The following is a 24,533-nucleotide window of genomic DNA, read 5'->3' as shown; positions in this document are numbered from 1 at the left end:
GTCCGGCGCCGCGCGGCCGAGCACCGCCCCGCCGAGCCGGGCGGGCGTGGCCGTCCGCAGGACCGGGCCGACGATCGCCCGGGCGCGCAGGTGCGGGCCCGGCCGCCGCTGCAGGAAGTAGGGCGACACCAGGACGAGCGCCGCGACCCGCTCCGGGCGGGCGTGCGCGTACCGGAGGGCGGGCCCGGCGGCGGCCGAGTGCGCGACGATCACCGGCCGGGTCGCCACGGGCGCGAGCAGGTCCGCGAGCCAGCCGTCCGGGGCGTCCGGGGACGGGGCGGAGCGGCCGAGGCCCGGCAGGTCGGCGACCAGCGCGGGGCCGTCCAGTTCCGCCGCCACGCCCTGCCAGGACTCGCCGTCCAGCGGCAGGCCGTGCAGTAGCACATGCGCGGGGGAGCGGCGGTCGCCCGCGACGTAGGTCCTGGCGCGCCCGGCGGCGCGGAAACCGCCCGGCAGCGGCGGCCGGGCACGGCCGAACCGTTCCGCGACGAGCCGGTCCGCCCACGCGTGCAGGGCGTCCGTCACCGGCGGGTGCGCCAACCCGGCGGCGCGCGCCAGCGCGTCGGCCGACGCGGTGTCGTAGCGGTCCTCGGACAGGAACGGCAGCGTCTCGGGCTCGACCCCGGTGAGCGCCCGCGGCAGCCGCCGCACCAGCCCGGCCGGAACGACGGCACGGGGCGCGCGCACGCCCAGATGCCGCGCCAGCCCCCCGATCAGCTCGGGCAGCTCCGGCGTGGCGCCGTCCAGGACCCAGTGGGCGCGGAACGGCCCGTCGTCGTGCTCGGGCACGGCCGCCATGAACCGCGCGAGGTGATCGACGGTCACGACCGGGACGAACGTGCGCCGCGTCCCCGCGAGCGCGGGGAGCCGTCCCGTCCAGAGCCTCTCCACCAGGTCCGCAAGGCCGATGTACTGGCCCGCCTCGCCGGTGACCGAGTGGCCGATGACCCCGGACGGGTTGACCACGGTCAGCGGGACGCCCTCCCGCTCGGCCAGGTCGCGCACCGCCGCGTCCCCCTCGCGCTTCGACGCCTCGTACGCGCCGTGCCGCCGGTAGAGGCCGTCCCACCCGTGCGCGGGGCCCGCCGCGTCCGCCGCGCCGACGCGGTAGCCCGACACGTGGACGAGGCGGCGCAGGCGCGGGCGCCCGCCCGCCCAGCGCGCGACGTTCAGCGCGCCGTCGACGTTGGCGCGCCGGGCCTCGTCCCGGCCCATGCCGAACCGGTAGACGGCCGCGGTGCCGAAGACGTCCCGCACGGCCCGGAGCCGGTCGTCGTCCGCGGGCGACAGCGCGAGCCCGGGGCGGGTGACGTCGGCCGCGACGATCGTGAGCGCCCGGTCGTCGGCGCCGTGGTCGCGCAGCCACCCGCGCAGCCCGTCGGCGCGGGCCGGGCCGCCGCGGACCGTCGCGGCGACCGCCCGGCCGCGGGCGAGCAGCTCCGCCGTCAGCCAGCGGCCGATGAGGCCGGTGCCGCCGACGACGAGGGCGTCGGGTCGAGGGGCCATGACTCCTCCTAGTAGACCGATCTGCATAATTCGGGGACGTGCGAGAGCGACGGCCGCACGGGCCGGTGGATCAGGAGCCGAGCATCGTCCGCGCGGAGCGCCGGGCCCTCTCCACGGGCGTCCGGCTGCGCTGGGCCCGCGCCAGGACGAGCGACCCCTCGACGAGCGCCAGCAGCGAGCCCGCCAGGTCGTCGGCGCGGCCGGGCGCGTGGCCGTCGGCGATCAGCCGGTCCGCGAGCGCGCGCTCCCAGCCGCCGTAGACGTCCGCGCACACCCGCTGCAGGACGTCGTTGCCCGACGCCGCCTCGAGGGCGACCGCGGCGATCGGGCACCCCTTGGCGTACCCGGCCGCCTCCATCCGGTCCGCGAGCGCGTCCAGCACCGCCTCGATCAGCTCCGCGGTGTCGGACGCCTCCGCGGCGAGCCCCGCGATCAGCTCGGTGACCTCCCGCCCGGACACGGCGAGGGCCTCGGCGACGAGCTGGTCCTTGCCGCCGGGGAAGTGGTGGTACAGCGAGCCGCGCGGCGCCCTCCCGGCCGCGATGACGTCGTTCAGTCCCGCGCCGAAGTACCCGCGCTCCTCGACGAGCGTGCGCGCCGCGTCGATCAGCCGCGCCCGCGTCGCATCCCCTCTGCCGGCCATACGACGAAGACTAGACCGGTCTACATACCCCGTCCACTCCCGCCCGGCCGTGTCCGCACCGGCCCGGCCCCTCGCCCGCCCGCGGCGCGGGCGGGCGTCTCAGCGGTCGGTGCGGGGGCTGGTCGCGGAGCCCCCGAGAATCTGGTCGAGGTCGTAGGCCACCGGCACCTCGAGCTGCTCGTACGTGCAGGACTCCGGCGTCCGGTCGGGGCGCCAGTTGCGGAAGCGGGCGGTGTGCCGGAACCGGTCGCCCTCCATCGCCTCGTAGGCCACCTCCACGACCAGCTCGGGACGCAGTGCGACCCAGGACAGGTCCTTCTTGCCGGTCCAGCGGGAGATCGCGCCCGGCATCCGGTCGACCGTCGCCTCGGTCTGCCGCGCCCACTCGGCCCACGGGTGGCCTTCGTAGTCCTCCATCCGGTACGGCTGCAGCTCCTCGACGAGCTCCGCGCGGCGCTTCATCGTGAACGACGCCGCGACGCCCACGTGCTGCAGGTGCCCCTTGTCGTTGTAGAGGCCGAGCAGCAGGGACCCGACGATCGGCCCGGACTTGTGCCACCGGAAACCCGCGACGACGCAGTCGCAGGTGCGCTCGTGCTTGACCTTGAACTGGACGCGCTTGTCGGGCTCGTACGGCAGGTCGCGCGGCTTGGCGATGACGCCGTCGAGGCCCGCGCCCTCGAACTCGTCGAACCAGCGCAGCGCCAGCTCGTACGAGTCGGAGGCGGGGGTGACGAAGATCGGCGCGTTCGCCCCGGCGAGCGCGTCGACGAGCCGCCGCCGGCGCTCGCCGAGCGGCTCGTCCAGGTACGACTCGTCGCCGAGCGCGAGCAGGTCGAACGCCACGAAGGACGCCGGGGTCTGCTCCGACAGCAGCTTGATCCGGGACGCGGCCGGATGGATGCGCTGCTGCAGCGTGTCGAAGTCGAGCCGGGTGCCGCGCGGCATGACGATCTCGCCGTCCACCACGCAGCGCTCCGGCAGCTCCCGCCGCACGGCCTCCACCAGCTCGGGGAAGTACCGGGTGAGCGGCTTCTCGCCGCGGCTCGACAGCTCCACCTCGTCGCCGTCCCGGAAGACGACGCAGCGGAACCCGTCCCACTTCGGCTCGTACAGCAGGTCGCCCCGGGGCATGGTCTTGACCGCCTTGGCCAGCATCGGCGAGAACGGCGGACTGATCGGCAGGTCCATGCCCCCATCTTGCGCCCGGCCACCGACAGGATGCGCCCCCGGGGTCCGATAACGTGCAGCTCATGCGCCGTTTGCTGCCCGAACCCGCGATGGACGGCGCCGACCCCTACGTCGAGTACGGCGACGCGCCCGGCCTGCGCGTCGGCATGGTGATGAGCGCGGACGGCTCGGTCACCGACGCCGAGGGCTGGACGGACGGGCTCGGCGGCGCGGCCGACTTCCGGGTGTTCCGCACCCTGCGGGCGCTCGCCGACGCGATCGTCGTCGGCGCCGGAACCGTACGGACGGGACGGCTCGGCCCGGCGCGGCTCCGCGCCGATCTGCGCGCGCGCCGGGGCGGCCCGCCCGCGCCCATCGTGGTCGTGAGCCGCTCGCCCGGCTTCGACTGGACGCTCCCGCTGTTCACCGAGGCCGAGACCCCGACCGTGGTCGTCACCACCGAGCGTGCGCGCGCGCACGTCCCGTCCGGCGTTCCCGTGATCGCCGCCGGGGACGACGACGTCGACCTGCCGGAGGCGGTCCGGCTCCTGCACGCCGAGTTCGGGCCGCGGCTGCTCTGCGAGGGCGGGCCCGGCCTGGCCACCGCGCTGCTCCGCGCGTCCCTCGTGGACGAGCTGTGCCTCAACATCGCGCCCGCGCTGCACGGCCCGCGCACGCCGTTGCTCACCGGGCTGCCCGCCGAGATCCCGGTGGACCCGGCCGCGCTGTACCTCGACGAGGGTGTGCTGTTCGTCCGCTACCGGGTGGCGCGGGTGTAGCGGAGGAACAGGAAGTCCTCCTCGGTGAGGGCGTGCGCGAGCCGCCAGCACGCCGGGTCGGGCACACTCGGGCCGTCGAGGATCCGCAGCGCGTCGCCGCCGAGCAGCATCGGGCTGAGCGTCAGGCACAGCTCGTCGAGGAGGCCGGCGGCGGCGATCTGGCCGAGGACCGCCGGGCCGCCCTCGCACAGCAGCCGCCGGTGGCCCCGCGCCGCGAGGGCCCGCAACGCGACGCCGAAGTCGAGGGCCCGCTCCCCGGCGATGATCACGTCGGCGCGCCCGCGGGCCGCGCGCAACCGTTCCGGGTCGGCGTCCGCGCAGGTCAGCACGATCGTGGGGACCGGCGCCCCGGTGAACACCGGCCCGTCGAAGTCCAGGCCGAGGGACCGGGAGACGATCACCAGCGGCGGCACCGGCGGCCGTCCGTCCCGCACATCGCCCCACTCGGGTACGGGCCGGACCGGCCCGTACCCCTCGGCGCGGACGGTCCCGGCGCCGACGATCACGGCGTCGGCGAGGCCGCGCAGCAGCAGGAACAGCCGCCGGTCGGCCTCGTTGCCGAGGCCCCCGCTGCGCTCGTCGCGCTGGGCGGCGCCGTCCAGGCCCGCGACCATGTTGGCGCGCAGCCACATCCCCCCGGGCGGGGGATCGGACGGGTACGCGTACTGCTCGGCGAGATCGACGGGCTCGGGCGAAGACGTCAGTGGCCGCATAGGGATCTCACGGTAGTGCACGGCCGGAAGCGGCGATCTGTGCGAATTGCTCATATCCGCGTCATGGGCGGGCGACACTGCCGTCGGGGACATGAGAATCTCAGAAGGGAGCAGGGGTGGAGTTCGCTGCGCTCGCAGCATGGGTCCTCGCCGCACTCGCCGGCGGCTATCTACTGATCACCTGGATCGCGCACGGGGGACTCGCGACCAAGGTGACGCGCTTCCCGCGGCTCGTCGTCGTGGGGCATCCGCTGGCCGCCGCGGGCGGCCTGGCGCTCTGGATCGGGTACCTCGCCACCGGGGAACCGGCCTACGCATGGTGGGCGTTCGCCGCGCTCATCGTGGTCGTCCTGCAGGGTTTCCTGCTGTTCACCCGCTGGCTCGTCGGCCGGGGCAGGCACGCGCGCGGCGCGGAGCAGGCGTTCCCGGCTGCGGCCGTGGCCGTGCACGGCGCGGTGGCCGTCGCGACGGTCGTCCTGGTGTTCCTGACCGCGATGGAGGTGACCGCCGCGACCTGACCCGCCGGGCGGCCGCCGGACGGCCCGCGCTACACGCGCCGCAGCACCGACAGGGAACGGTCGGCGATCTTCAGGGTCGCGCGGGCCTTGGCGAGGGGACGCTCCCCGACCCCGCCGGGCTCGGCGGTGTCCAGCGTGTGCGTCCAGCGCTCGCCGTACTCGGCCCCCGGGAGGGTGAACTCCAGGGGGTCGGGGCCGGCGTTGATCAGCAGGAGGAACGAGTCGTCCCGGACCCGGCGCCCGCGCCGGTCGGGTTCGGTGATGGCGTCGCCGTTGAGGAACACGCCGAGGCACTTCGCGAACCCGACGTTCCAGTCCTGGTCGGTCATGATCTCCCCGGCGGGGGTGAGCCAGGCGATGTCGGCGGCGGCGCCCGTCCCGGTCCCGGTGAAGAACCGGCGGCGCCGGAACACCGGGTGGTCGCGCCGCAGCCGCGACAGGGACCGGACGAACTCGACGTCCTCGGCGTCGTCCCAGTTCACCCACGCGAGCTCGTTGTCCTGGCAGTAGGCGTTGTTGTTGCCCCGCTGCGTGCGGCCCAGCTCGTCCCCGTGCGACAGCATCGGCACGCCCTGCGACAGGAACAGCGTGGCCAGGAAGTTGCGCTTCTGCCGGGCGCGCAGCCGCCGGACGGCCGGGTCCCGCGTCGGGCCCTCGTGCCCGCAGTTCCACGAGCGGTTGTCGTCCGTGCCGTCCCGGTTGTCCTCGCCGTTCGCCTCGTTGTGCTTGTGGTCGTAGGAGACGAGGTCGTGCAGCGTGAACCCGTCGTGGCACGTCACGAAGTTGATCGACGCGAACGGGCGCCGCGCGCTGTGCTCGTACAGGTCGGACGAACCGGTCAGCCGGGACGCGAACTCCGGCATCGTCGCGTACGAGCCGCGCCAGAAGTCGCGGACGGTGTCGCGGTACTTGCCGTTCCACTCGGTCCACAGCGGCGGGAAGTTGCCGACCTGGTAGCCGCCCTCGCCGACGTCCCACGGCTCGGCGATCAGCTTCACCTGCGAGACGACCGGGTCCTGCTGGACGAGGTCGAAGAACGCGGCGAGCCGGTCAACGTCGTGCAGTTCGCGGGCCAGCGCGGACGCGAGGTCGAAGCGGAAGCCGTCCACGTGCATGTCGAGGATCCAGTACCGCAGCGAGTCCATGATGAGCTGCAAGGCGTGCGGGCTCCGCACGTTCAGCGAGTTCCCGCAGCCGGTGTAGTCGAGGTGGTAGCGCTTGTCGTCGTCGCGCAGCCGGTAGTAGGACGCGTTGTCGATGCCCCGGAACGACAGCGTCGGCCCGAGGTGGTCCCCCTCGGCGGTGTGGTTGTAGACGACGTCCAGGATCACCTCGATTCCCGCCTCGTGCAGGGCCCGCACCATCGCCTTGAACTCCAGCACCTGCTCGCCGAGCCGGCCGGACGAACTGTAGGAGTTGTGCGGCGCGAAGAACCCGATCGTGTTGTAGCCCCAGTAGTTGTCGAGGCCCCGCGCGACCAGCGCGTGCTCGGGCACCGACTGGTGCACCGGCATCAGCTCGACGGCCGTCACGCCGAGGTCGAGCAGATGGTCGATCATCACCGGGTGCGCCAGCCCCGCGTACGTCCCGCGCTGCTCCTCCGGGATCCCCGGGTGCAGCCGCGTCAGGCCCTTGACGTGCGCCTCGTAGATGACGCTCTCGTGGTACGGGACGCGCGGCGGCCGGTCGTCGCCCCAGTCGAAGAACGGGTTCACGACCACGTTCTTCGGCATGTACGGGGCGCTGTCGTCCTCGTTGAGGACGTCCGGGTCGGTGAACCGGTACGAGAACAGCGACTCGTGCCACCGCACGTTGCCCTCGACGGCCTTCCCGTACGGGTCCAGCAGCAGCTTCGCCGGGTTGCAGCGGTGCCCCTCGCGCGGGTCGAACGGGCCGTGCACCCGGTACCCGTACCGGCGTCCGGGCCCGACGCCCGGCAGGTACCCGTGCCAGACGAACCCGTCCACCTCGGGCAGTTCGTACCGCGTCTCGCGGCCGCGCTCGTCGAACAGGCACAACTCGACCCGCCGCGCCACCTCCGAGAACAGTGCGAAGTTGGTGCCCGTGCCGTCCCAGGTGGCGCCCAGCGGGTACGGATCCCCGGGCCAGACCTCCAGCATGCTCTCCCACTCCCCGCCGTCTCGGCACGGCCGTCTCGTCCCGGCCGTCTCGTCCCGCGCGCCACTGCGCAGCCGATTCTGACCTACCCGTGTCCGGCCCGCCCGCCACCGCCCGATATCAGAGTGTCATCCCGTTGGGGCGTCCCCGAGCAGCGCGGTCAGCGCCGCCCCGTGCAGTCGCTGCGTTCGGCGGACGATCTCGGCGTGCAGCGCCGCCTTCTCGTCGATGGCGTCGAGCAGCGCACAGATCTCGTCCTGGCGCGCCCGGGGCGGCACCGGAATCGGCAGCTCGCGCAGCCGTTGCACGCTGATGGTCGGCATGACGCTTCCGGACGCCCGGCGCGCCACCCAGTCGTCCACCTGCGGATGACTCAGGCAATGGAGCAGGTAACCGGGGCGGACACCCGGTCCGGGGCGAAGGAGCAGGCAGCCGCGTCCGAGAATCCAGCCCTCATGATCGGCGTCGATGAGGGCGGCGCGGCTGATCGAGCCCGTGCGGATGCAGACAACGTCGCCACGCCGCAACCGATACTGGGAAGACGTCTCGGCGAACCGCGCAGACGCGTATTGCAGATCCTCGTCGTGCACCCGACGATCCTTGATCTGCCGGGCGGTCACCACGGGAGCGTCGGCTGCGGTCCCGGAAGGGATCCGAGCCGGACCGGTGCGGATCAAGCACAAGTCGCCGAGCGACCGACGTGGCCACCGCGACGCGTGGGGACCATCCATGGCGTCGGCCGCCACCGGCTCGATCTGGGTGATCTTCGCGTCCAGAAGCACGCTGCGCCGGACGAGGCGGTCGATGGCGGCCCGTTCCGAAAGGTGATCAATGCGCTCGCGTCCCGCGGAGTCGGTCTTCCGGGTCGAGACGAGAGCGCGCGGGTCGAGCCGGTAATCGGCGTCGCGCAATTCGCCGAGCGAACATGCGCGAGCCGGGATGCGTGAACGAGACCGTTCGCACGTCCGCCGATCACGGTAGGCGTCGACGATCTCGCCGAAGTCGTCCGGTGCGACATCGGTGGCGTCAATGAGAAGGACGTCTGAGCCCGGCGATCGCCCCTTTTCCAGGACCCACACGGTGACGGGGATGTTCGTGGTGTGGAAGAGGCCCTGGGGGAGCCGGATGACGCAGGAGACGACGCCGTCCTCGAGCATCGCCATGCGAATCCAACGCTCCCTCCCTCCACGGAATGTGCTGCCGGGCGCCATCACCACCGCGGCGCGTCCTTCCGGGGTGAGCGAGCCGATGATGTGCTGCAGCCAGGCGAAGTCCGCGTTGCTCTTGGGAGGATCCCCGTAACGCCAGTGCCCCGGCGAGGACGGGCCCGGTGTGGTCCACTCGCGCATCGCGAAGGGCGGATTGGAGATCACACAGTGGAACGGGCCCGCCGAGAACGGGCCGCCGCGTATCCTGGCGAGAGCGTTCGGGGCGAGGTCGGCGCGGAGGCCATGGAGGGCGAGGTTGAGCCCTGCACGTAGCAGTGGCCGTGGTGACAGCGCGCTTCCGCTCAGCATCGGGACGGAACCGGACGGCAGACGGGCGGCTGCCGCGACCAGGAGGTCGCCGGTGCCGCAGCACGGATCGTGCACATGCTCGCCGGGTTGCGGGTCGACCAGGCGTGCCAAGAGGTCGGCGACGGATCGCGGGGTGTGGAATTCTCCGCCCCGATGCCCCTCCCAGGCCGCGATCCGTTCCGTCAGTTCGGCGGCGACCTCGCTTGCCACCTCCTTGTCGCTCAGTCCCTCGGTCGTGGCGAGCAGGTCGATCAGGTCGGACAGGTTCCGGGGACCGAGGAAGGGCGACTCCGCCCACCATCGAGGCTCCCACAGCATGTCCATGAGCTGCCGGTCGCGGGCCACGTGGCCGCGAAGGGCGTGCTCCAGGTCGTCCATAGAGCCGGTGCTCCGCTCCCGCCACCGTCGGACGAGTTCGTCCCATCCCTGCGGAGCGGCCGCTCGCAGATAAAGGGCGGTCAGCAGCACGTCGGCGTGCGCGGCCGGGTCGCCAATGGTGCGCAGCCGCCACAGCCAGTTCATCAGGCGTGTCGCGATCTCGTTCGCTCGTCCGTCGCGCCGCGGCCGGTCGAACGCACGGTCAGAGCGGAGTGACCGTTCGGAACGACGTTCGCGACGTTCGGTGGCGCGGGGGTCGACGTCTTCCGCGCGGCCGTCACGACCCGATGGATCGAATGTGCCGCGGAAACGGTCGCCGAAGGTGGTGCCCTCCGCTTCGTCCGGTCGACGGCTCCCGGCGGGGATCGCTCGCTGCCCCAGCCAGATGGCGACCTGCTCGGCCTTGAACAGTTCCCCGGGTGAGCGCACGACGGGGGCAGGAAAATCCGCATGTCGGCGCCGCCAGTTCGACACGGCGGCTCGTTGCACCCCGGCCCGCCGTGCGATGTCGCTCGACGATACGAGCGTCGACGGATTGATCACGGCTTCTTCACCTAGAAACTCGGCGTCCTGTCTCCGCTGCAGGCGTGGAGGCGGTTCTGCAAGATCGAGGGCACACGGTCCATCCGCCGTGCTTCGGCGGCGAACTCCGGCCCGATGTATTCCAACAGGCGGTACAGCGTCCTGTGATCCATGTCCAGGTCGCGGTGGTGGATCGGCTCGTAGTGCATGACGCGGTTGCGGAACAACAGCATGGAGAAGAAGTCATGGTGCAGCGCATTGCGGCGCCCTCTGAAGTGCGGGAACGAGCGATGCAGGGTCGGTACCCAGAAGTTGCGATCGTGGTGACGGCTGAGCAGCCCGACCCAGAAGCCGAAGGTGAGTTCGGCGACCACGTCGTCTGGGACGAGTGGGCGGCCGCGTCCGATGTTCCGCTGGGCGTTTTCCCGTGCTTGCGCCACTTTGAGATTGCCGTTGGGACTGAGCGGCGCCGTCGTCCACCAGTCTGTGCGCCCGTAGGCCTCCTTCAACCGGTCGTTGAGCGAATTGCGTAGGCTCACCTCCAGGCAGTGGAGGGGCCCGTAGAACGCCGCGGACACCTGGATGTTCCAGCAGTACAGTTTCCAGGCTCCCGCCGCGTCGCCGCCCGCGGCCTCGATGTACGGAGCCAAGCGTGGCCGTGACAGCGCGTGGTCGAGCCAAACGGGGGGCTGGCTGCGCATGGCGACCTCTTCTCGAAACTTGCAGGGGAGCCGACCGGGTGCTTACACTTGCGACGTAAGCCCCGGGTCCGCCTCTGCGAAGCATGCCGCCCGGGGCATAGCTCTGTTCGGCGTCGTTGTGAACATGGTTCCGACGCCTCAATGACTGCCTGCGCCCACGGTAGAGCCTTGATCTCACGACCGCAACTGCATTGGGCATGCTCATATCTGTTAACAGCTCTGCTGGGGGAGGCGCCAGACGGTTTCGTCGTCGGCGGTCTCGGCGGTGGGGCGCAGCCCGAGCCGGGTCGCGACGGCGGCGGACGGGCCGTTGGCGGGGTGGATCAGCGCGACGATCTCGTCGACGCCCCGGGCGCGGAGCCAGCCGAGCAGGGCGCGGGCGGCCTCGGTCGCGAAGCCGAACCCCTGGTACGGCACACCGATCACCCACGCGACCGACGCGACCGTGGCGGGCGGCGCCGGGACGACCTCCGACCCGGACGCGGGCGGCGCGACGGTGTAGCGGCCGGGCGCGGGACGCACCGTCGCCTGGACGTACCCGACGCCCCGGCCGTCGCGGGCGCGGCGGACGATCCAGTACAGCCAGTACTCCTGGTGGAACGGGGACGGGCCCGCGGCCAGGCGCGCGTACCGTTCGCGGAGCTCGTCGCGGGTGAGGGGCTCGCCGCCGATGTAGCGGTGCAGGCGGCGGTCGTCCAGGACGGGGGCCATCTCGTCGGCGTCGTGCGGCGCGGGCGGCTCCAGGACGAGCCGCTGCGTCCGGATGGTCTCCGCGATCGGCCCGTACACCCGCCGATCCTACGTCACGGCCCCGGTGGCAGGCGCCGCGTCCACACGCCGGGGGAGTGCTGCCCGGGAGACAGCCACAGCCAGGGCTGCGAGCGCCGGAACGGCAGGTCGGTGCCGGGCTGCCAGGGGAACAGGCCGTCGGCGTTCGGCCACAGGACCTGCAGGAACGGCGGCGGCGTCCGCCGGTAGAACGCGACGGCGCCGGGCAGCAGCGCCTCGTACCAGCGGCGGTCGACGGTGCGGAACCCGGCGGGCCGGTCCCGGACGACGCCGTCGCGGCGCTCGCCCTCGGTCGGCGGGCGGCCGTCGGCGGCCTGCCGGCCGAGGAGATCGAGCGACTCCTCCATCTCGTAGACGTCGCCGCCGAACATGGCCAGCTCGGGCGCCCGCAGGCTGTGCCACAGCCCGATCGTGTACGCCCACCCGGGGCCTCGCTCGTCCGGATGGTTCAGCACGACGCTCCACCCGTACTGGGTGATGTGGACCATGGTGCGGAGGAGGAAGTTGTCCAGCCGGTCCCGGTCGCCGTAGTCGTGGCAGAGCACGCACGCGCAGGGGGGCGGACCGTCGGGCATACCCGCAAGCTTACGGCGACCCGCGCACGCCGCGGGCGGCGAGCCGTTTGAACCGCGCGGACGGAGGAACAGCACTCTACGGCCCCCGCCGATGATCTTGCGTCGGCGGCCCGCCGAACGTGGGAGAACCCTGTGACCTCTGCCGTCATGCCCGACGCCCGAGCCGCCGACGACGCGGCGCCCGGCCCCCGGATCGACGCCGTGATCGAAACCGTGATCGCCCCGGACGCCGCCCGGATCGACGAGACCGGCGCGTTCCCCCGGGAGGGGATCGCGGCGCTCGCCGGAGCGGGGGCCCTCGGCCTGCTGAGCTCACCGGACGCCGGCGGCGCCGGGCGCGGCCTCGCCGATGCCGCCCGGGTCGTCGAACGGCTCGCCGGGGCCTGCGGGTCCACGGCGATGATCGTCCTCATGCACTACGCGGCGACGGCGGTGCTCGAGGCGCACGGACCGGACGACGTCCGCCGCGCGATCGCCGCCGGGGAGCACCTGGCCACCCTCGCCTTCTCCGAGACCGGGTCGCGCAGCCACTTCTGGGCGCCGCTCGGCACCGCGGCGCCCGCGGGCCCGGACGTCCGGCTGGACGCCCGCAAGAGCTTCGTCACCTCCGCCGGGGAGGCCGACGGGTACGTGTGGTCGAGCCGCCCGCTGGCCGCGTCCGGCCCGATGACGCTGTGGCACGTGCCGTCCGGGGCGTCCGGGCTGACCGTCGAGGGGCCGTTCGACGGGCTGGGCCTGCGCGGCAACGCGTCGAGCCCCGTCACGGCGGACGGCGTCCGCGTCCCGCCCGGCGCGATGCTGGGCGCGGACGGCGCCGGGCTCGACATCGCGCTCGGCACGGCGCTCCCGGCGTTCCTCCTGCTCAGCGGGGCGTTCTCGCTCGGCGTCATGGAGGCGCTCATGGACGCCGCCCGCGACCGGATGACCCGGACCCGCCTCGAGCACCTCGGGCGGACCCCGGCGGACGACCCGGCGACCCGCGCCGCGTACGCCCGGCTCCGCATCCGCGTGGACGAGTCCCGGGCGTTCCTGCGCGACAGCCTCGACGCGCTCGACGCGGGACGCGCGGACGCGACGCTGCGGGTCCTGCAGGTCAAGGCCGTCGCGGGGGAGGCGGCCGCCGAGGTCGCCGACGGGGTGCTGCGGCTGTGCGGCGGGTCGGCGTTCGTCCGCGGCACGCCGGTCGAGCGCCGCTTCCGGGATGCGCTGGCGTCCCGCGTCATGGCGCCGACGACCGAGGCGCTGCACGACTTCGTCGCCCGGGCGGGCCTCGGCCTGCCGCTGTTCGGAGAGGAGACCCGATGCTGCTGATGGGGGCGGTCGCCTACGACCCGAAAGTCGTGACGATCTGGACCGGGTTCCGCGCGTGGCTGGCCGCGCGCGGGTTCGCGTTCGACTTCGTCCTGTACTCCAACTACGAGCGGCAGGTCGAGGACCTGACCCTCGGCCGGATCCACGCGGCGTGGAACTCGCCGCTCGCCTGGGTCCGGGCCCGCCGCCTCGCCGAGGCGCGCGGCCGCCGCGTGCGCCCGCTGGTCATGCGGGACACCGACCGCGACCTCACCTCGGTGATCGTGGTGCGCGAGGGGTCGCCGTTCACGTCCGTCGCCGACCTGAAGGGCGAGACGGTCGCGGTCGGCGCCGTCGACTCGCCGCAGGCCACGCTGCTGCCGCTGTCGTACCTGCGGACGCACGGCCTGGTCCCCGGGACGGACGTGGCCGTCCGCCGGTTCGACGCCGGCGCCGGCCTGCACGGCGACCACGTCGGCGGGGAGCGGGACGCGGCGGCGGCGCTGGCGTCCGGCGAGGTCGCGGCCGCCTGCATGGTCGACGCGAACCACCTCCTGTTCGGGGCCGAGGGCGTCCTGCCCGCCGGAACCACCCGGGTGCTCGCGCAGACCCCGCCCTACGACCACTGCAACCTGACGGTGTCCGACTCGGTGCCGGACGAGGCCGCGGAACGGTTCGCGGGGCTGCTGCTGTCGATGAGCTTCGCCGACCCGGACGCCCGCCCGCTGCTCGACCTCGAGGGCCTCAAGTCCTGGGAGGACGGCCGCGACGACGGCTACGCGGCGCTGGAGCGGGCCGTCGACGAGGCCGGCTTCTACGACGCGGACGGACGGGTGACCGCGCGCGGCTACACCCCGTGAGGCACCTCGACCTGGACGACCTGGGGTTCGAGCACGGCGCCCACCTTCTGGTGGGCCGCGCGCTGGCGGACCTGGAGCCCGGCGAGGAACTGGTGGTCGCGGGCACCGACCCGGCGCTGGCCGTCCACCTGCCCGCCTGGTGCCGCCGCGAGGGCCACCGCTTCGTCCCGCCCGGCGACCCGGCCGCCACGCGGGTGCGGGGCCGGATCGTCCGGGGGCGGGCCGACCTCGACCGGTGGGCGGGGGCCGAGCGGGCGGGCGCGCCCGGCGGGGTCGTGCGGCGCCCGGACCCCCGCTGGGGGCTCGCGGCGCGCGGGGCGCTGGTCGAGCCGGGCGGTCCGGCGCCCGGCGCCGACCTGGCCGACCGCGACGCCGTGTGGGCCGACGTCGCGCCGCGCCTCTACGCGCACGCCGCGGCCGCCCAGTGGGACCCGGCGACGGCCGTCCCGTGGGACGCCGGATTCGAGATCCCGGCCGAGGTCGAACGGGCGGTCGTCCAGGTGATGACGTACCTGGTCGAGAACGAGCAGGCGGCGCTGGTCGTCCCGGCGCGGCTCCTCGCCCGGATCCACCCGCACTTCCGCGAGGTCCTGCAGTTGCTGGCCGTCCAGGCGGCCGACGAGGCGCGGCACGTGGAGGTGTTCACCCGGCGGGCGCTGCTGCGCGGCGGGGAGATGGGGACGTCGTCGGCGGGCGGCCGCGCCTCCCTCGCGACGCTGCTGGCGGAACCGGACTTCTCCCTCGCGTCGTTCCTGCTGTCGGTCCTCGGCGAGGGCGCGTTCCTGAACCTGCTGTCGTTCCTCGACCGGTACGCGCCCGACCCCGTGACGCGCGCGGCCGTCCGGCTGGCCCGGCAGGACGAGGCGCGCCACGTGGCGTTCGGCGTCGCCCATCTGGAGCATCGGGCGAAGCTCGACCCGGGACTGCGGGGCGGGCTGCGCGGCGCGGTCGAGCGGCGGCACGACGCGCTGCGCGACACGGCCGGGCTGAACGCGGACGTGTTCGACTCGCTCGTCGTCCTCGCGGCGGGGGAGTGGACGCCCGCGGGAATCGCGTCCGGTCACCGCGCGGTGCGGCGGCTCCGCGCGGAGATGGACGACGGGCGGCGGCACCGGCTGGAACGGCTCGGCTTCCCGCCGGACGAGGCGGCGGAGCTGTCCGCCCTGCACACCCGCAACTTCATGTAGCGAACGCGCCGGTGGGCGGGCCGGCGCGCGGCTGTCAACCCGTACGTGGTTTTCGATATGCCGACGATACGTGCCTGCTCGTAGCATCGAGAGCATGCGCGTGTTGGTGGTCGAGGACGAGCACTATATGGCGGAGGCCATCCGCGATGGGCTGCGCCTGGAAGCGATCGCGGCCGACATCGCCGGTGACGGCGACACCGCTCTGGAGCTGCTGGGCGTCAACGCCTACGACGTCGCCGTCCTCGACCGCGATGTCCCGGGGCCCTCCGGTGACGAGATCGCCGAGCACATCGTCGCCTCCGGCACCGGCACGCCGATCCTCATGCTCACCGCCGCGGACCGGCTCGACGACAAGGCCACCGGGTTCGAGCTCGGCGCCGACGACTACCTCACGAAGCCGTTCGAACTCAGAGAACTCGTGCTCAGGCTCCGGGCGCTCGACCGAAGGCGCGCCCACAGCAGGCCGCCGGTGCGGGAGCTCGCGGGCCTGCGGCTGGACCCGTTCCGCCGCGAGGTCTACCGGGACGGCCGGTACGTCGCGCTCACCCGGAAGCAGTTCGCGGTGCTCGAAGTCCTCGTGGCCGCCGAAGGCGGTGTCATCAGCGCCGAAGAGCTCCTGGAACGGGCCTGGGACGAGCACGCCGACCCGTTCACCAACGCCGTGCGCATCACGGTGTCCGCACTGCGCAAGCGGCTCGGCGAACCCTGGCTGATCGCCACGGTGCCCGGCGTCGGCTACCGCATCGACACGGGACCGGACGCCGGGAGCGGCGGAGGCGAACGTGGATAGGGCGCCCGGGTTGAGCGTTCGCCTCAAGCTCACCTTCAGCTACGCCGGCTTCCTCATGCTCGCCGGCGCCGTGCTGCTCGGGGCGTTCGCGGCGTTCCTGGGCGGCTACCGGGAGAGGGCACAGGACGCCGGCGAGGTCGTGATCGCGCCTTCGGGCACGGAGCTGCTGCGCGACTTCGCGCCGACGGCCGCCGGCGCGATCGTGTTCCTCCTGGTGTTCGGTCTCGCCGGAGGGTGGATTCTCGCCGGCCGGATGCTGGCCCCGATGACCCGCATCACCGACGCCACGCGCACGGCCGCGAGGGGTTCGCTGTCTCACCGGATCGAGTTGGAAGGGCGCCAGGACGAGTTCCGCGAGCTCGCCGACGCCTTCGACGGCATGCTCGCGCGGCTCGAGGCGCACGTCGCCGAGCAGCAGCGCTTCGCGGCCAACGCCTCCCACAAGCTGCGCACTCCACTGGCGATCACGCAGACCCTGCTCGACGTCGCCCGGAACGATTCGAACCGGGAGACCAGCGAGGTCGACGAACGCCTCCGCGCCGTCAACGCCCGGGCGATCGACCTCACCGAGGCGCTGCTCCTGCTCGGCCGCACCGACCGGCGCTCCTTCGCCCGGGACGAGGTCGACCTGTCTCTCATCGCGGAAGAAGCCACCGAAACGCTCCTCCCGCTCGCCGAGAAGCACGGCGTCGCCATCGAGACCTCCGGGGAGATCGCCCCGACCGTCGGGTCCCATGCGCTCCTGCTGCAGTTGACCACGAACCTCCTGCACAACGCGATCGTCCACAACCTGCCGGAGTCCGGCGGCGTTCAGGTCGGCACCGCCGCCGGCCCTGAGGGCGCCGTGCTCACGGTCGAGAACACCGGCGGCGAGCTCAGCCCGCACGTGGTCTCCACCCTCACCGAGCCGTTCCAGCGCGGCACCGGACGCGTCCGCGGCGACCATGCAGGTGCCGGCCTCGGCCTGGCGATCGTCGAGAGCATCACCCGAGCGCACGACGGGACGCTCTCGCTCACGCCGCGCGCCGGGGGCGGGCTCTGCGTCACGGTACGGCTGCCCGCGCCGGCTCGGCGGGCCTCGTAGAAAGCGGGGCGAGGTTCCGGCCCGGTCGGCCGCTCTGGATAGGGCGTCCGCCTCGTGGACGACGATCGGCAGGCCCCGCCGGCGGGGCCTGCGCAACGCGTCGGCGACGTTCATCGGGGCCTCGATGCGTCCTGCCGAGTGGCCGCCTGCGACGACGGCACGGGGTGCCGATCCGCCTCGCACCATGATGTCTTTGCGATCAAGATTCCCCGGTTCGCGTGAAACCGCTCGAATACGTGCAATGGCAGGGAGGTGGAATCCGAGTTGTGTGAATACCCCGACGGATTGTGGAACCGCACCACCCCGTCCTCGACCGCGTAGACCAGCACAAGGTGGCCTCCTCGTAGTGGGGCGCGGGTGCCGGGGTCGCGGATCTCGGGAGACACCGAGGCGATCATGACCTGCCCGGGCCGCACCTCTCGGCCGGATACGTGAATCGGCGTATTCTCGACCAGTTCGCAGTGGAATCCGAACTGTGAGCCGACCCAGGCCATGAAAGGCCGGTAGATGAGTCCTTGGACCTTGCCTGAGGGCTCCGCCACGTAGCAGCCCCGGTCGAGGGCCTGCGCGAGGAGTTCCCTCATCGGCAGCCGGACGTCGGTCCAGCCCAGGAGCAGCGACTGCAGGCACGCGAGGCCGCAGACCTTGCGGGACCAGAACAGGTACTCCTCGCGTGAGCGGTATCCGTCGGACGCCCAGTCGTGCGGTCGCGATGGATCGGTACCGCCCAGGAAGACCTCCAGCCCGGACGGCTCGGTGCGCCGCATGACGACCTCGTCGTTGCGTTCCAGATCTCCCCACTGCGAGATGCAATGGAGACTTCGATCAGGTGATGGGAAAGTCGAAATAGACATCGGGATGGGGCTCGTTTCTCAGCGTGTAGTGCCACCATTCGCAGTCGTATCGATCGAACCCGCAGTCCTCCATGATGGAACGGAGAAGCTCGCGGTTCTGGGCCTCGGCCGGAGTTATTCCTCGGGCGCGATGGCGTGAGATCGGGTCCATGAGGTCGTGGCGACCGCCCATGGGGGCGAGTTCACCGGTGGCGAGGTGATAGAGCGTCAGGTCGACGGCGCCGCCCCTGCTGTGGGCCGACCTCGCGGCCACATATCCGTGCTCGACCATCTCGGACCGGTCGATGTTCGGGTAGTGCCGCGGTTTGGTCCGGCCGTCCTCGGGCTGTTCCGACCAGCGGAGGAAGCGGTCGACGGCGCGTTGGGGGCGATACCCGTCCCAGAGGAGCAGCCCGAAGCCGAGGGACGCCGCCTTCTCGCGTGCTTGCTCCAGGGCCGCGCACAGGGACCGGGTCCCGACGATCCGATTGGCGAGGTACCCGTCGACGGGCCTGCCCGTGAAGTTGTCCCAAGTGGCGTACTTGGCGTCCCAGCGGACGCCCGGCACCCGGTCGTCGATGTAGACGAAGTCGTCGTTCATCGCGTCTTCCGGTGGATCGTCATCGAGACGAGCCGGTCGATCACGTCGGAGAGCGGCAGTCCCGAGGCGGCCATCATCCGCGGATAGCGGCTGTAGGAGGTCATGCCGGGCATGGTGTTGACCTCGTTGAGCACCACTCGTCCGTCATCGGTGAGGAACATGTCGACGCGGGCGAGCCCCTTGCAGCCCAGGGCCCGGTAGATGGCCTCGGCGGTCTCTCGGACGAGCCGGCGCGACTCTTCGGAGATGTCGGCGGGAACGATGAAGGTCGAGTTCTCCGATCCGGTCTCGGGAGAGTCCTCCTGGTGGATCCTGAAGAATCCGTGCGAGAGGTCGACCCGGTCCACCTCGCCCGTGATCAGGCCGGACCGCTCCCCGAGGACCGCGCAACCGACCTCGCCGCCGGCCACGGCCTCCTCGATCAGGACCTTCTGGTCGTACCGCCGCGCCTCGCTCAGCGCACCGGCCAACTCGTCCCCTCGGGAGACTTTGCTGACGCCGAAAGACGAACCCGAACGGGCGGGCTTCACGAAGACGGGGTAAGGAAGACGGTCGGGATCGACCTTCTCGTCCTCCTCGACGACCCAGAAGTCCGGCGTGGAGATTCCTGCGGCCTTGGCGACCGTGTAGGCCAGGGCCTTGTCCATGCACACGGCCGAGCTCTGGACGTCGCAGCCGATGTAGGGGATGCCGGAGAGCTCCAGCAGGCCTTGGATCGCGCCGTCTTCGCCGAGCTTGCCGTGAAGCACGGGCAAGACCACGTCGAGACGCACGGTCTCGTAGCCCTCCTGCTCCCTGACCAGCAGGCCGTGCAGGCTTCTGTCGGGCGACAGCACGGCCGGACGGGCGTCGCGATGCTCCCAACCCGAGTCAGGTCCGTCGCAGAGCCTCCAGTCACCGCCGGTCGTGATGCCGATCCAGAACGGTTCGTACCTGGCGGTGTCGAGGTTCTTCGCCACCTCTCGCGCCGACTTGATGGAGACGAGGTGTTCTTCGGAGGCGCCTCCGAAGATGATTCCGACTTTCAATCTGTTCACGCTGTTTTCCTGCTTTCGAAGTTCAGGCAGTTGATGAGGCTGTTTTCGACGGTGTCGTTGAGGGCGTGCTCCGTGTAATAGGCGGAGTGCGGACTGATCAGCACATTCGGCAGGCGCTGTAGCCGCACCAGGGCCCTGTTCTCGATGGGCTTGTTTCTGCAGTCGGTGTAGAAGATTCCTTCCTCTCCTTCGAGGACGTCCAGCGCCGCACCGCCCAACCTCCCGCCTTCCAGCGCGGCGAGGAGCGCCTCGGTGTCGAGCAGCGGTCCGCGGCCCGTGTTGACGATGTACGCGCCGGGCTTCATCCGCTCGATGCGTCGGCGATCGAGGAGATGGTGTGTGTCCGGGGTGAGCGGAGTGTGGAGCGTGACGATGTCGCTCCGCTCCATCAATTCGTCGAGAGGCACGTGACCGGCGCAGCAGTCAGGCCGCCTGTCGTGGGCCAGCACGCGGCAGCCGAAGCCCCGCAACCGGTCGATGACCGCGGTGCCGATGCGCCCCGTTCCGACCACGCCGACGGTCAGGTCCCGCAGCTCTTTGCCGCGGGTCTCGCTCAGCCGGTAATCATGCGAGTCGGTACGGCGGACGGTGGATTTCGCGTGGCGCACGGCCATCAGCATCAACATCAGCGTGTAGTCGGCCACGCTGTCCGGTGAGTAGGCGACGTTGCCCACCGAAATGCCGACGCGTTCCGCGTATGCCAGGTCTATATGGTCGTACCCGATGCTTCTGGTGGAGATGTACTCCACACCGGCTCCGCTGAGTGCCAGAAGCGTGGAGTTGGTGATCCGATTCTTATGGCTGACGCTGATGCATCGGTTGCCGCGCGCCAATTCGGCATTGGCCTCGCAGACGGCCGCCTCGGTGATGGTCGTCGACACTCCGAGTCGGGTGCCCGCCTCCCGGAACAAGGCGGCTTCGTCCCGGCTGCACCCGAAGACCGTGATCCCCGTCGCCGGGTCGGCCGTGGGGGACGAAGCGGCGGGCGATCGGGCGCGGCCGTCCGCGATGACTTCGCTGTGGACCATGCCTCAAGTCAAGGCATCGCGGTGTTGCCAGGGCGTATGTGGTTTTCGATATGCGGGCGATATGCCGCCCGAGCGGTGGCGTTCGGAGCCCGGCCTGCGCGACGACCAGTGGCGGGTCGTCAGCGGCGGGCATCGCAGGCGACGAGACCGCCGAACAGCCGGTCGCCGGCCGCCTAACGCCGGTCGCCTCGATCTTGGACGGAGATCGGGCGCGGTGGTCAGTGACGGCGGGCCGTGATGATCCAGGCGCGCGAGTCGAAGTACACGCCGCTGCCGGTGTCGTGGGCGGCGAGGACCGCGTGCAGCCGCGCGCGTGCTCGCTCGGCCGTCGCGGCGTCGAGGCCGGCGAGCACGTCTTCGTCCCACAGGCGGAGCACGTTCTCGAGGGCCGTGGCGCCGTCCGGGCCGTAGTAGACGGGCTCGTGCACATCGGTGAAGGCGACTTCCGTGAAACCCGCCGCCGTCAGGACGCCTTCGGCGATGGCCGGGTCGGCGAGTGAGAACGGGTCTGGACCGCGGGGAGGAGGAGCAGGTTCGGGCGTGGCGGCGGGGAGGGGCCGGCGGATCGCGGAGGCCCATTCATTGCGGTCGCGGCCTTGCCACACCAGCAGCACCAGACGCGCCCGGGGGCGCAGAGCACGCCCGATATTGGTGAACGCGGCGACCGGGTCGGCGAAGAACATCACTCCGAACCTGCTGATACAGAGGTCGAAATGCGCCGGCGGGAAGCGGTGAACCTGTGCGTCCGCCTGTTCGTAGGCGACGTTGGCCTGTCCCTGGTCGTCGGTCAGCCGACGGGCCCGTTCGAGCATCCGCGCGGAAACGTCGACGCCCACCGCGCTTCCGTGGACGGCGGCGCGGGCGGCCTCGCGCGTGGACCGGCCCGTACCGCAGCCGATGTCGAGCACCCGGTCGCGGGGGCCGACACGGGCGGCGGCGCGGAAGTGCTCGTTGTGCAGGCGCAACTCCGCGTCGTAGTCGAACACGTCGGTGCGCCCTCTCCCGTGCTCGCCCGCGCCCGGCTCGGAGCCCGGCCCCGGCTGGGTCCCCTGCTGCTCGGACATCATCGTCACCACATCCCTTCGGTACCGGCTCGACACATCGGTCGTGCGGTCAGGTTCTCCGCCTGAGCCGGTCCAGCCCCCGGACCGCATCGCCGAAGAGGAGTTCCAGAACGGCCTCGCTGCGCTGTTCGTCGGCGCCCGCGGCGTCGATCGCCTGGACGGCCGGGTAGCCGCGGAGGCCGACCGTGGTCGGACGTCCCGCGGAGATGATCGTGTAGATCTCGCGGACCGGATAGGCGTGCACGGCCCCGACCTGTTCGGCGAGCTCGTCGGCGACGCCCGCCAGGAGATCGCCGACCACACCCTCGTTCCGCACGGCGAGCTCGATCCAGCCGAGGTAGGTCGCGTCGGTCGGCCACCGGTGCGGCACCCCGGGCGAACTCATCGCCGACCGGCCGTAGGGGGGAAGCGGCTCGACGCGCAAACGCAGGACGCCCGGATGCTCGCTCCACGGGCGTGCGACGCGCTCGGTCAGATGGCGGTGGAACGCCTCGACCGGCGCGGCTTCCGTTCTGGGCGCGAAACAGAGCACGAAGGTCGGCGCCGGGGGAGGGCCCTGTACCTCGGGCTCGTCGACGCGATCGACGAGCGTGCCGCCGCTGCCGGGAGCGGAGAGCTGCGCGCCGATGCGGCCGATGAAGTTGTGCGCGTCGTTGGGAATGGTCTCCCGCGCGACCGGATTGCCGCCGAACGCGGCCAGGTCGGCCTCGGACAGGAAGAGCCCGTGCCCCATGCCCTGAGGCTGGGCCGCCTCCGGCGCATCGAAGGAAACGCGCGGGACCGCCCGGTAGAGATCGGAACGGTTGGCCGCGAGGCGGAGCTGCCGGTACCGCCACAGGCCGGGCGCGTGAGCGAACATGATCCCGTGCACGTCGCGCCAGTAGGTCTCGCATACATCTTGCGGGATATCGGCGCGCCACCAGCAAAAGGCCGTCAAGGTCAGTTCGGCGGCGTTCTCGAGGCCGGCCGTGTCCGCCGTCGATCGAGTGATCGCGATCCCTCCTCGTCATGTGCCGTCAGCACCATCGCGCAGGTCAACGCCCCGTTAACACCACGGCAGGGCCAGATCTTGGGCCGAGCCCGGCCTCAAGGCTCCACCGGGCCGTCGCGGAGCACGCCCCGCACCTGCGCGAGCGACACCGTTTCCGGCGCGAACTCCGCCAGCCACCAGGTGGCGCCCGCCTCGGCGTAGGGCGTCGGATCGGTACCGGCGGGAAGGGCGACGGCGATGTCGTACGGGGCCGTCTTCCGCCGCCGGAGCTCGGTGATGGCGGCGGCGATGCCGGCGAGCTCGTCCGGGTGTTCGAGATGGATCGGAAAGAAGCCGTCGTGCCGGGCGGCGCGGCGCAGCGGTCCGAGATTGCCGGGAGCCCCCGCCGCCCACACCGGTACGCCGGGCCGCTGAACCGGGCGGGGGAGGAAGGAGACACCGTCGACGGTGTAGTGCCGCCCGTGGTGGTGCACCGATCTCCCGGACCAGGCGGCGGTGAGGATCTCCAGGGACTCGTCGAGCATCCGCCCCCGGCGCCGGTCGTCGAGTTCCTCGCCGGTCGCGCTCAGCTCCCCGGCGAAGCGGTCGCCGCCGAGCCCGACGCCGAGGGTGAGGCGGCCGCCGCTGAGCCGGTCCAGCGTCGCCGTCTCCTTGGCGACCTTGGAAGGTCTGCGGCGGGCGAGAGGCGTCACCATCGGGCCCAGCCGCAGGTCCTCCGTGGCGGCGGCGATCGCGGCCAGCGTGATCCACGGGTCGGCCACCCGCCGGTCCGGCCCCCAGCGCAGGTGGTCCCACACGAACACGCCGTGCCAGCCGGCCTCCTCCGCCTCGGCGGCCAGCCGTGCGACCACCGCCGGCTCGGCGAGCTCGTCGAAGATCGGCAGCCAGAGCGCCGAACGCAACCGCGTCATGGTCGGCCCCCTCCGGTGTGCCGGACCAGAGCCGGGACGAACACGTCCCACAGCGGCCTCGGCAGGTCGTGCCCCGCGCCCTCCAGGACCAGCAGCTCCGCGCCGGGAATCGCGTCGCGCAGCGCCCGTCCGTGCGGGAGCGGGAAGAGCGGGTCGTGGTCCCCGTGCACCACCAGGGTCGGCGCCTTGATGTCGCCGAAGCCGCGGGACGGCCCGTCGAAGGTCATCGCGTAATGGTTGACGAGGGTGGAGGCGATGTCGCGCGTGCGGGCCACGTCTCGCTCGACCAGCGCACGCGTCGCGGTTTCGTCGAAGAAGGGAGAGCCGCCCGAGAGCGCCTTCGCCGACGCGACGACGAAGTCGGCCACCGCGACGGGATCCGCGGGGTCCGGGTCGGCGGGGGAGCCGCCGGTGAGCTCGTCCGACGGCGGAGGGAGGCCGTCCCCGCCCGGGGAAGTCGAGGCCAACGTCAGTGACAGGACCCGATCGGGGTGGTCCACTCCGAGGATGAGCCCGATTCCGCCGGCCATGGAGCGGCACACGATGTGCGCGCGTTCGACGCCCAGGGCGTCCAGAACGCCGAGCGCGTCTCCGGCCAGGTCGGTGAACGTGTAGCCCGGCCGGCCGGGCGGGTAGCCGGTGGATCTGCCGGTGTCCCGGTTGTCGTAGCGGATGACGAACCGGCCGGCGCCCGCGATTCGTGCGCACAGTCCGGCCTCCCACCAGAGCATCGATGCCGCCGCACCGTCGATGAGCAGGACCGCCGGGTCCGCGGGGTCTCCGAAGGTCTCGACGCACAGCTCGGCATCGCTGATCCCGACGAGCTTCTCGCCGTTGGAACGGTGATCGGTCATGAAGGCCACGCTAGGTCAAGGGGTCCATCGGCAAAAGCGATGATTTCCGATCAACTCGATCGTGGCCGGCGATG

At 72.2% G+C, this 24,533-nt stretch carries 24 protein-coding genes; 7 read left to right on the top strand and 17 right to left on the bottom strand.

The features are described from left to right. From ACFQ11_RS23905 to ACFQ11_RS23895, 3 genes are all read right to left on the bottom strand, one after another. Positions 1-1,506: alpha/beta fold hydrolase (locus ACFQ11_RS23905; RefSeq protein WP_378302287.1), on the bottom strand; the 1,506-nt coding region annotated here is incomplete at its 3' end. Between the two features lie 70 nt (positions 1,507-1,576). Further along, positions 1,577-2,149 carry a TetR/AcrR family transcriptional regulator gene (locus ACFQ11_RS23900; protein ID WP_378302285.1) on the bottom strand — a complete coding sequence of 191 codons (573 nt, stop codon included), beginning with the start codon at positions 2,147-2,149 and terminating at the stop codon, positions 1,577-1,579. A 99-nt stretch (positions 2,150-2,248) separates the two neighbouring features. After that, on the bottom strand, positions 2,249-3,340 hold the full coding sequence (locus tag ACFQ11_RS23895; protein ID WP_378302283.1) for an ATP-dependent DNA ligase: 1,092 nt from the start codon (positions 3,338-3,340) through the stop codon (positions 2,249-2,251). 62 nt (positions 3,341-3,402) lie between these two features. Between ACFQ11_RS23895 and ACFQ11_RS23890 the strand changes: the two genes are divergently transcribed. Further along, on the top strand, positions 3,403-4,098 hold the full coding sequence (locus tag ACFQ11_RS23890; RefSeq protein WP_378302281.1) for a dihydrofolate reductase family protein: 696 nt from the start codon (positions 3,403-3,405) through the stop codon (positions 4,096-4,098). On the opposite strand, the gene ACFQ11_RS23885 is transcribed toward ACFQ11_RS23890, so the two are convergent. Beyond that, positions 4,077-4,811: a pyrimidine reductase family protein gene (locus tag ACFQ11_RS23885; protein WP_378302279.1), complete on the bottom strand. Its 735-nt coding sequence runs from the start codon at positions 4,809-4,811 to the stop codon at positions 4,077-4,079. The two genes, ACFQ11_RS23890 and ACFQ11_RS23885, sit on opposite strands and share 22 nt — an antisense overlap. 116 nt (positions 4,812-4,927) lie before the next feature. On the opposite strand from ACFQ11_RS23885, the gene ACFQ11_RS23880 reads away from it, so the two are divergent. Further along, positions 4,928-5,329 carry a hypothetical protein gene (locus ACFQ11_RS23880; protein WP_378302277.1) on the top strand — a complete coding sequence of 134 codons (402 nt, stop codon included), beginning with the start codon at positions 4,928-4,930 and terminating at the stop codon, positions 5,327-5,329. Positions 5,330-5,358: 29 nt separating this feature from the next. Here the strand turns inward: ACFQ11_RS23880 and glgX are convergent, their stop codons facing one another. The 5 genes from glgX to ACFQ11_RS23855 all read right to left on the bottom strand — a co-directional run bounded on the left by glgX (position 5,359) and on the right by ACFQ11_RS23855 (position 11,929). Continuing rightward, positions 5,359-7,449: a glycogen debranching protein GlgX gene (glgX, locus tag ACFQ11_RS23875; protein ID WP_378302275.1), complete on the bottom strand. Its 2,091-nt coding sequence runs from the start codon at positions 7,447-7,449 to the stop codon at positions 5,359-5,361. Positions 7,450-7,575: 126 nt separating this feature from the next. After that, positions 7,576-9,885, bottom strand: coding sequence for an N-6 DNA methylase (locus ACFQ11_RS23870; RefSeq protein WP_378302273.1), 2,310 nt, complete (start codon positions 9,883-9,885; stop codon positions 7,576-7,578). Positions 9,886-9,896: 11 nt separating this feature from the next. Further along, positions 9,897-10,565, bottom strand: coding sequence for a hypothetical protein (locus tag ACFQ11_RS23865; RefSeq protein WP_378302271.1), 669 nt, complete (start codon positions 10,563-10,565; stop codon positions 9,897-9,899). A gap of 210 nt (positions 10,566-10,775) precedes the next feature. After that, positions 10,776-11,354, bottom strand: coding sequence for a GNAT family N-acetyltransferase (locus ACFQ11_RS23860; RefSeq protein WP_378302269.1), 579 nt, complete (start codon positions 11,352-11,354; stop codon positions 10,776-10,778). A 14-nt stretch (positions 11,355-11,368) separates the two neighbouring features. Further along, positions 11,369-11,929 carry a DUF4262 domain-containing protein gene (locus ACFQ11_RS23855; protein ID WP_378302266.1) on the bottom strand — a complete coding sequence of 187 codons (561 nt, stop codon included), beginning with the start codon at positions 11,927-11,929 and terminating at the stop codon, positions 11,369-11,371. 132 nt (positions 11,930-12,061) lie between these two features. On the opposite strand from ACFQ11_RS23855, the gene ACFQ11_RS23850 reads away from it, so the two are divergent. From ACFQ11_RS23850 to ACFQ11_RS23830, 5 genes are all read left to right on the top strand, one after another. Next, positions 12,062-13,240, top strand: a complete 1,179-nt coding sequence (locus tag ACFQ11_RS23850) for an acyl-CoA dehydrogenase family protein (RefSeq protein ID WP_378302264.1) — start codon at positions 12,062-12,064, stop codon at positions 13,238-13,240. After that, positions 13,231-14,079 (top strand): phosphate/phosphite/phosphonate ABC transporter substrate-binding protein, encoded by an 849-nt coding sequence (locus tag ACFQ11_RS23845; protein ID WP_378302262.1) that lies wholly within the window; start codon positions 13,231-13,233, stop codon positions 14,077-14,079. Before ACFQ11_RS23850 ends, ACFQ11_RS23845 begins: the two co-directional genes overlap by 10 nt. Then, entirely contained in the window at positions 14,076-15,266 is a 1,191-nt protein-coding gene (locus ACFQ11_RS23840) for a hypothetical protein (RefSeq protein WP_378302260.1), read from the top strand. The genes ACFQ11_RS23845 and ACFQ11_RS23840 overlap by 4 nt, the downstream gene beginning before the upstream one ends. A gap of 94 nt (positions 15,267-15,360) precedes the next feature. Next, positions 15,361-16,056 carry a response regulator transcription factor gene (locus ACFQ11_RS23835; protein ID WP_378302258.1) on the top strand — a complete coding sequence of 232 codons (696 nt, stop codon included), beginning with the start codon at positions 15,361-15,363 and terminating at the stop codon, positions 16,054-16,056. A 10-nt stretch (positions 16,057-16,066) separates the two neighbouring features. Beyond that, positions 16,067-17,140, top strand: coding sequence for a sensor histidine kinase (locus ACFQ11_RS23830; protein WP_378302256.1), 1,074 nt, complete (start codon positions 16,067-16,069; stop codon positions 17,138-17,140). Between the two features lie 110 nt (positions 17,141-17,250). Here ACFQ11_RS23830 and ACFQ11_RS23825 read toward each other — a convergent pair whose 3' ends face one another. The 8 genes from ACFQ11_RS23825 to ACFQ11_RS23790 all read right to left on the bottom strand — a co-directional run bounded on the left by ACFQ11_RS23825 (position 17,251) and on the right by ACFQ11_RS23790 (position 24,459). After that, positions 17,251-17,907: a peptidase gene (locus ACFQ11_RS23825; RefSeq protein WP_378302254.1), complete on the bottom strand. Its 657-nt coding sequence runs from the start codon at positions 17,905-17,907 to the stop codon at positions 17,251-17,253. Positions 17,908-17,965: 58 nt separating this feature from the next. After that, the gene (vanX, locus tag ACFQ11_RS23820; RefSeq protein WP_378302252.1) at positions 17,966-18,574 is read right to left on the bottom strand and encodes a D-Ala-D-Ala dipeptidase VanX; all 609 of its coding nucleotides are present in this window, start codon (positions 18,572-18,574) and stop codon (positions 17,966-17,968) included. Beyond that, positions 18,571-19,611 carry a D-alanine--(R)-lactate ligase gene (vanA, locus tag ACFQ11_RS23815; protein ID WP_378302249.1) on the bottom strand — a complete coding sequence of 347 codons (1,041 nt, stop codon included), beginning with the start codon at positions 19,609-19,611 and terminating at the stop codon, positions 18,571-18,573. The genes vanX and vanA overlap by 4 nt, the downstream gene beginning before the upstream one ends. After that, on the bottom strand, positions 19,608-20,639 hold the full coding sequence (gene vanH, locus ACFQ11_RS23810) for a D-lactate dehydrogenase VanH (protein ID WP_378302247.1): 1,032 nt from the start codon (positions 20,637-20,639) through the stop codon (positions 19,608-19,610). Before vanH ends, vanA begins: the two co-directional genes overlap by 4 nt. Positions 20,640-20,857: 218 nt before the next feature. Next, on the bottom strand, positions 20,858-21,703 hold the full coding sequence (locus ACFQ11_RS23805; protein WP_378302245.1) for a class I SAM-dependent methyltransferase: 846 nt from the start codon (positions 21,701-21,703) through the stop codon (positions 20,858-20,860). 49 nt (positions 21,704-21,752) lie between these two features. Further along, the gene (locus ACFQ11_RS23800) at positions 21,753-22,640 is read right to left on the bottom strand and encodes an ethyl tert-butyl ether degradation protein EthD (RefSeq protein ID WP_378302243.1); all 888 of its coding nucleotides are present in this window, start codon (positions 22,638-22,640) and stop codon (positions 21,753-21,755) included. 149 nt (positions 22,641-22,789) lie between these two features. Further along, a complete protein-coding gene (locus ACFQ11_RS23795; RefSeq protein ID WP_378302241.1) occupies positions 22,790-23,605 on the bottom strand; it encodes an LLM class flavin-dependent oxidoreductase in 816 nt (271 codons plus the stop codon). Continuing rightward, positions 23,602-24,459, bottom strand: coding sequence for an alpha/beta fold hydrolase (locus ACFQ11_RS23790; protein ID WP_378302239.1), 858 nt, complete (start codon positions 24,457-24,459; stop codon positions 23,602-23,604). The genes ACFQ11_RS23795 and ACFQ11_RS23790 overlap by 4 nt, the downstream gene beginning before the upstream one ends. Positions 24,460-24,533 lie beyond the last annotated feature (74 nt).

The sequence above is a fragment of the Actinomadura sediminis genome (assembly GCF_042675525.1).
GTDB lineage: Bacteria > Actinomycetota > Actinomycetes > Streptosporangiales > Streptosporangiaceae > Spirillospora > Spirillospora sediminis.
The sequence above is the reverse complement of the archived record's forward strand: the minus strand, read 5'-3'. Positions and strand labels throughout refer to the sequence as shown.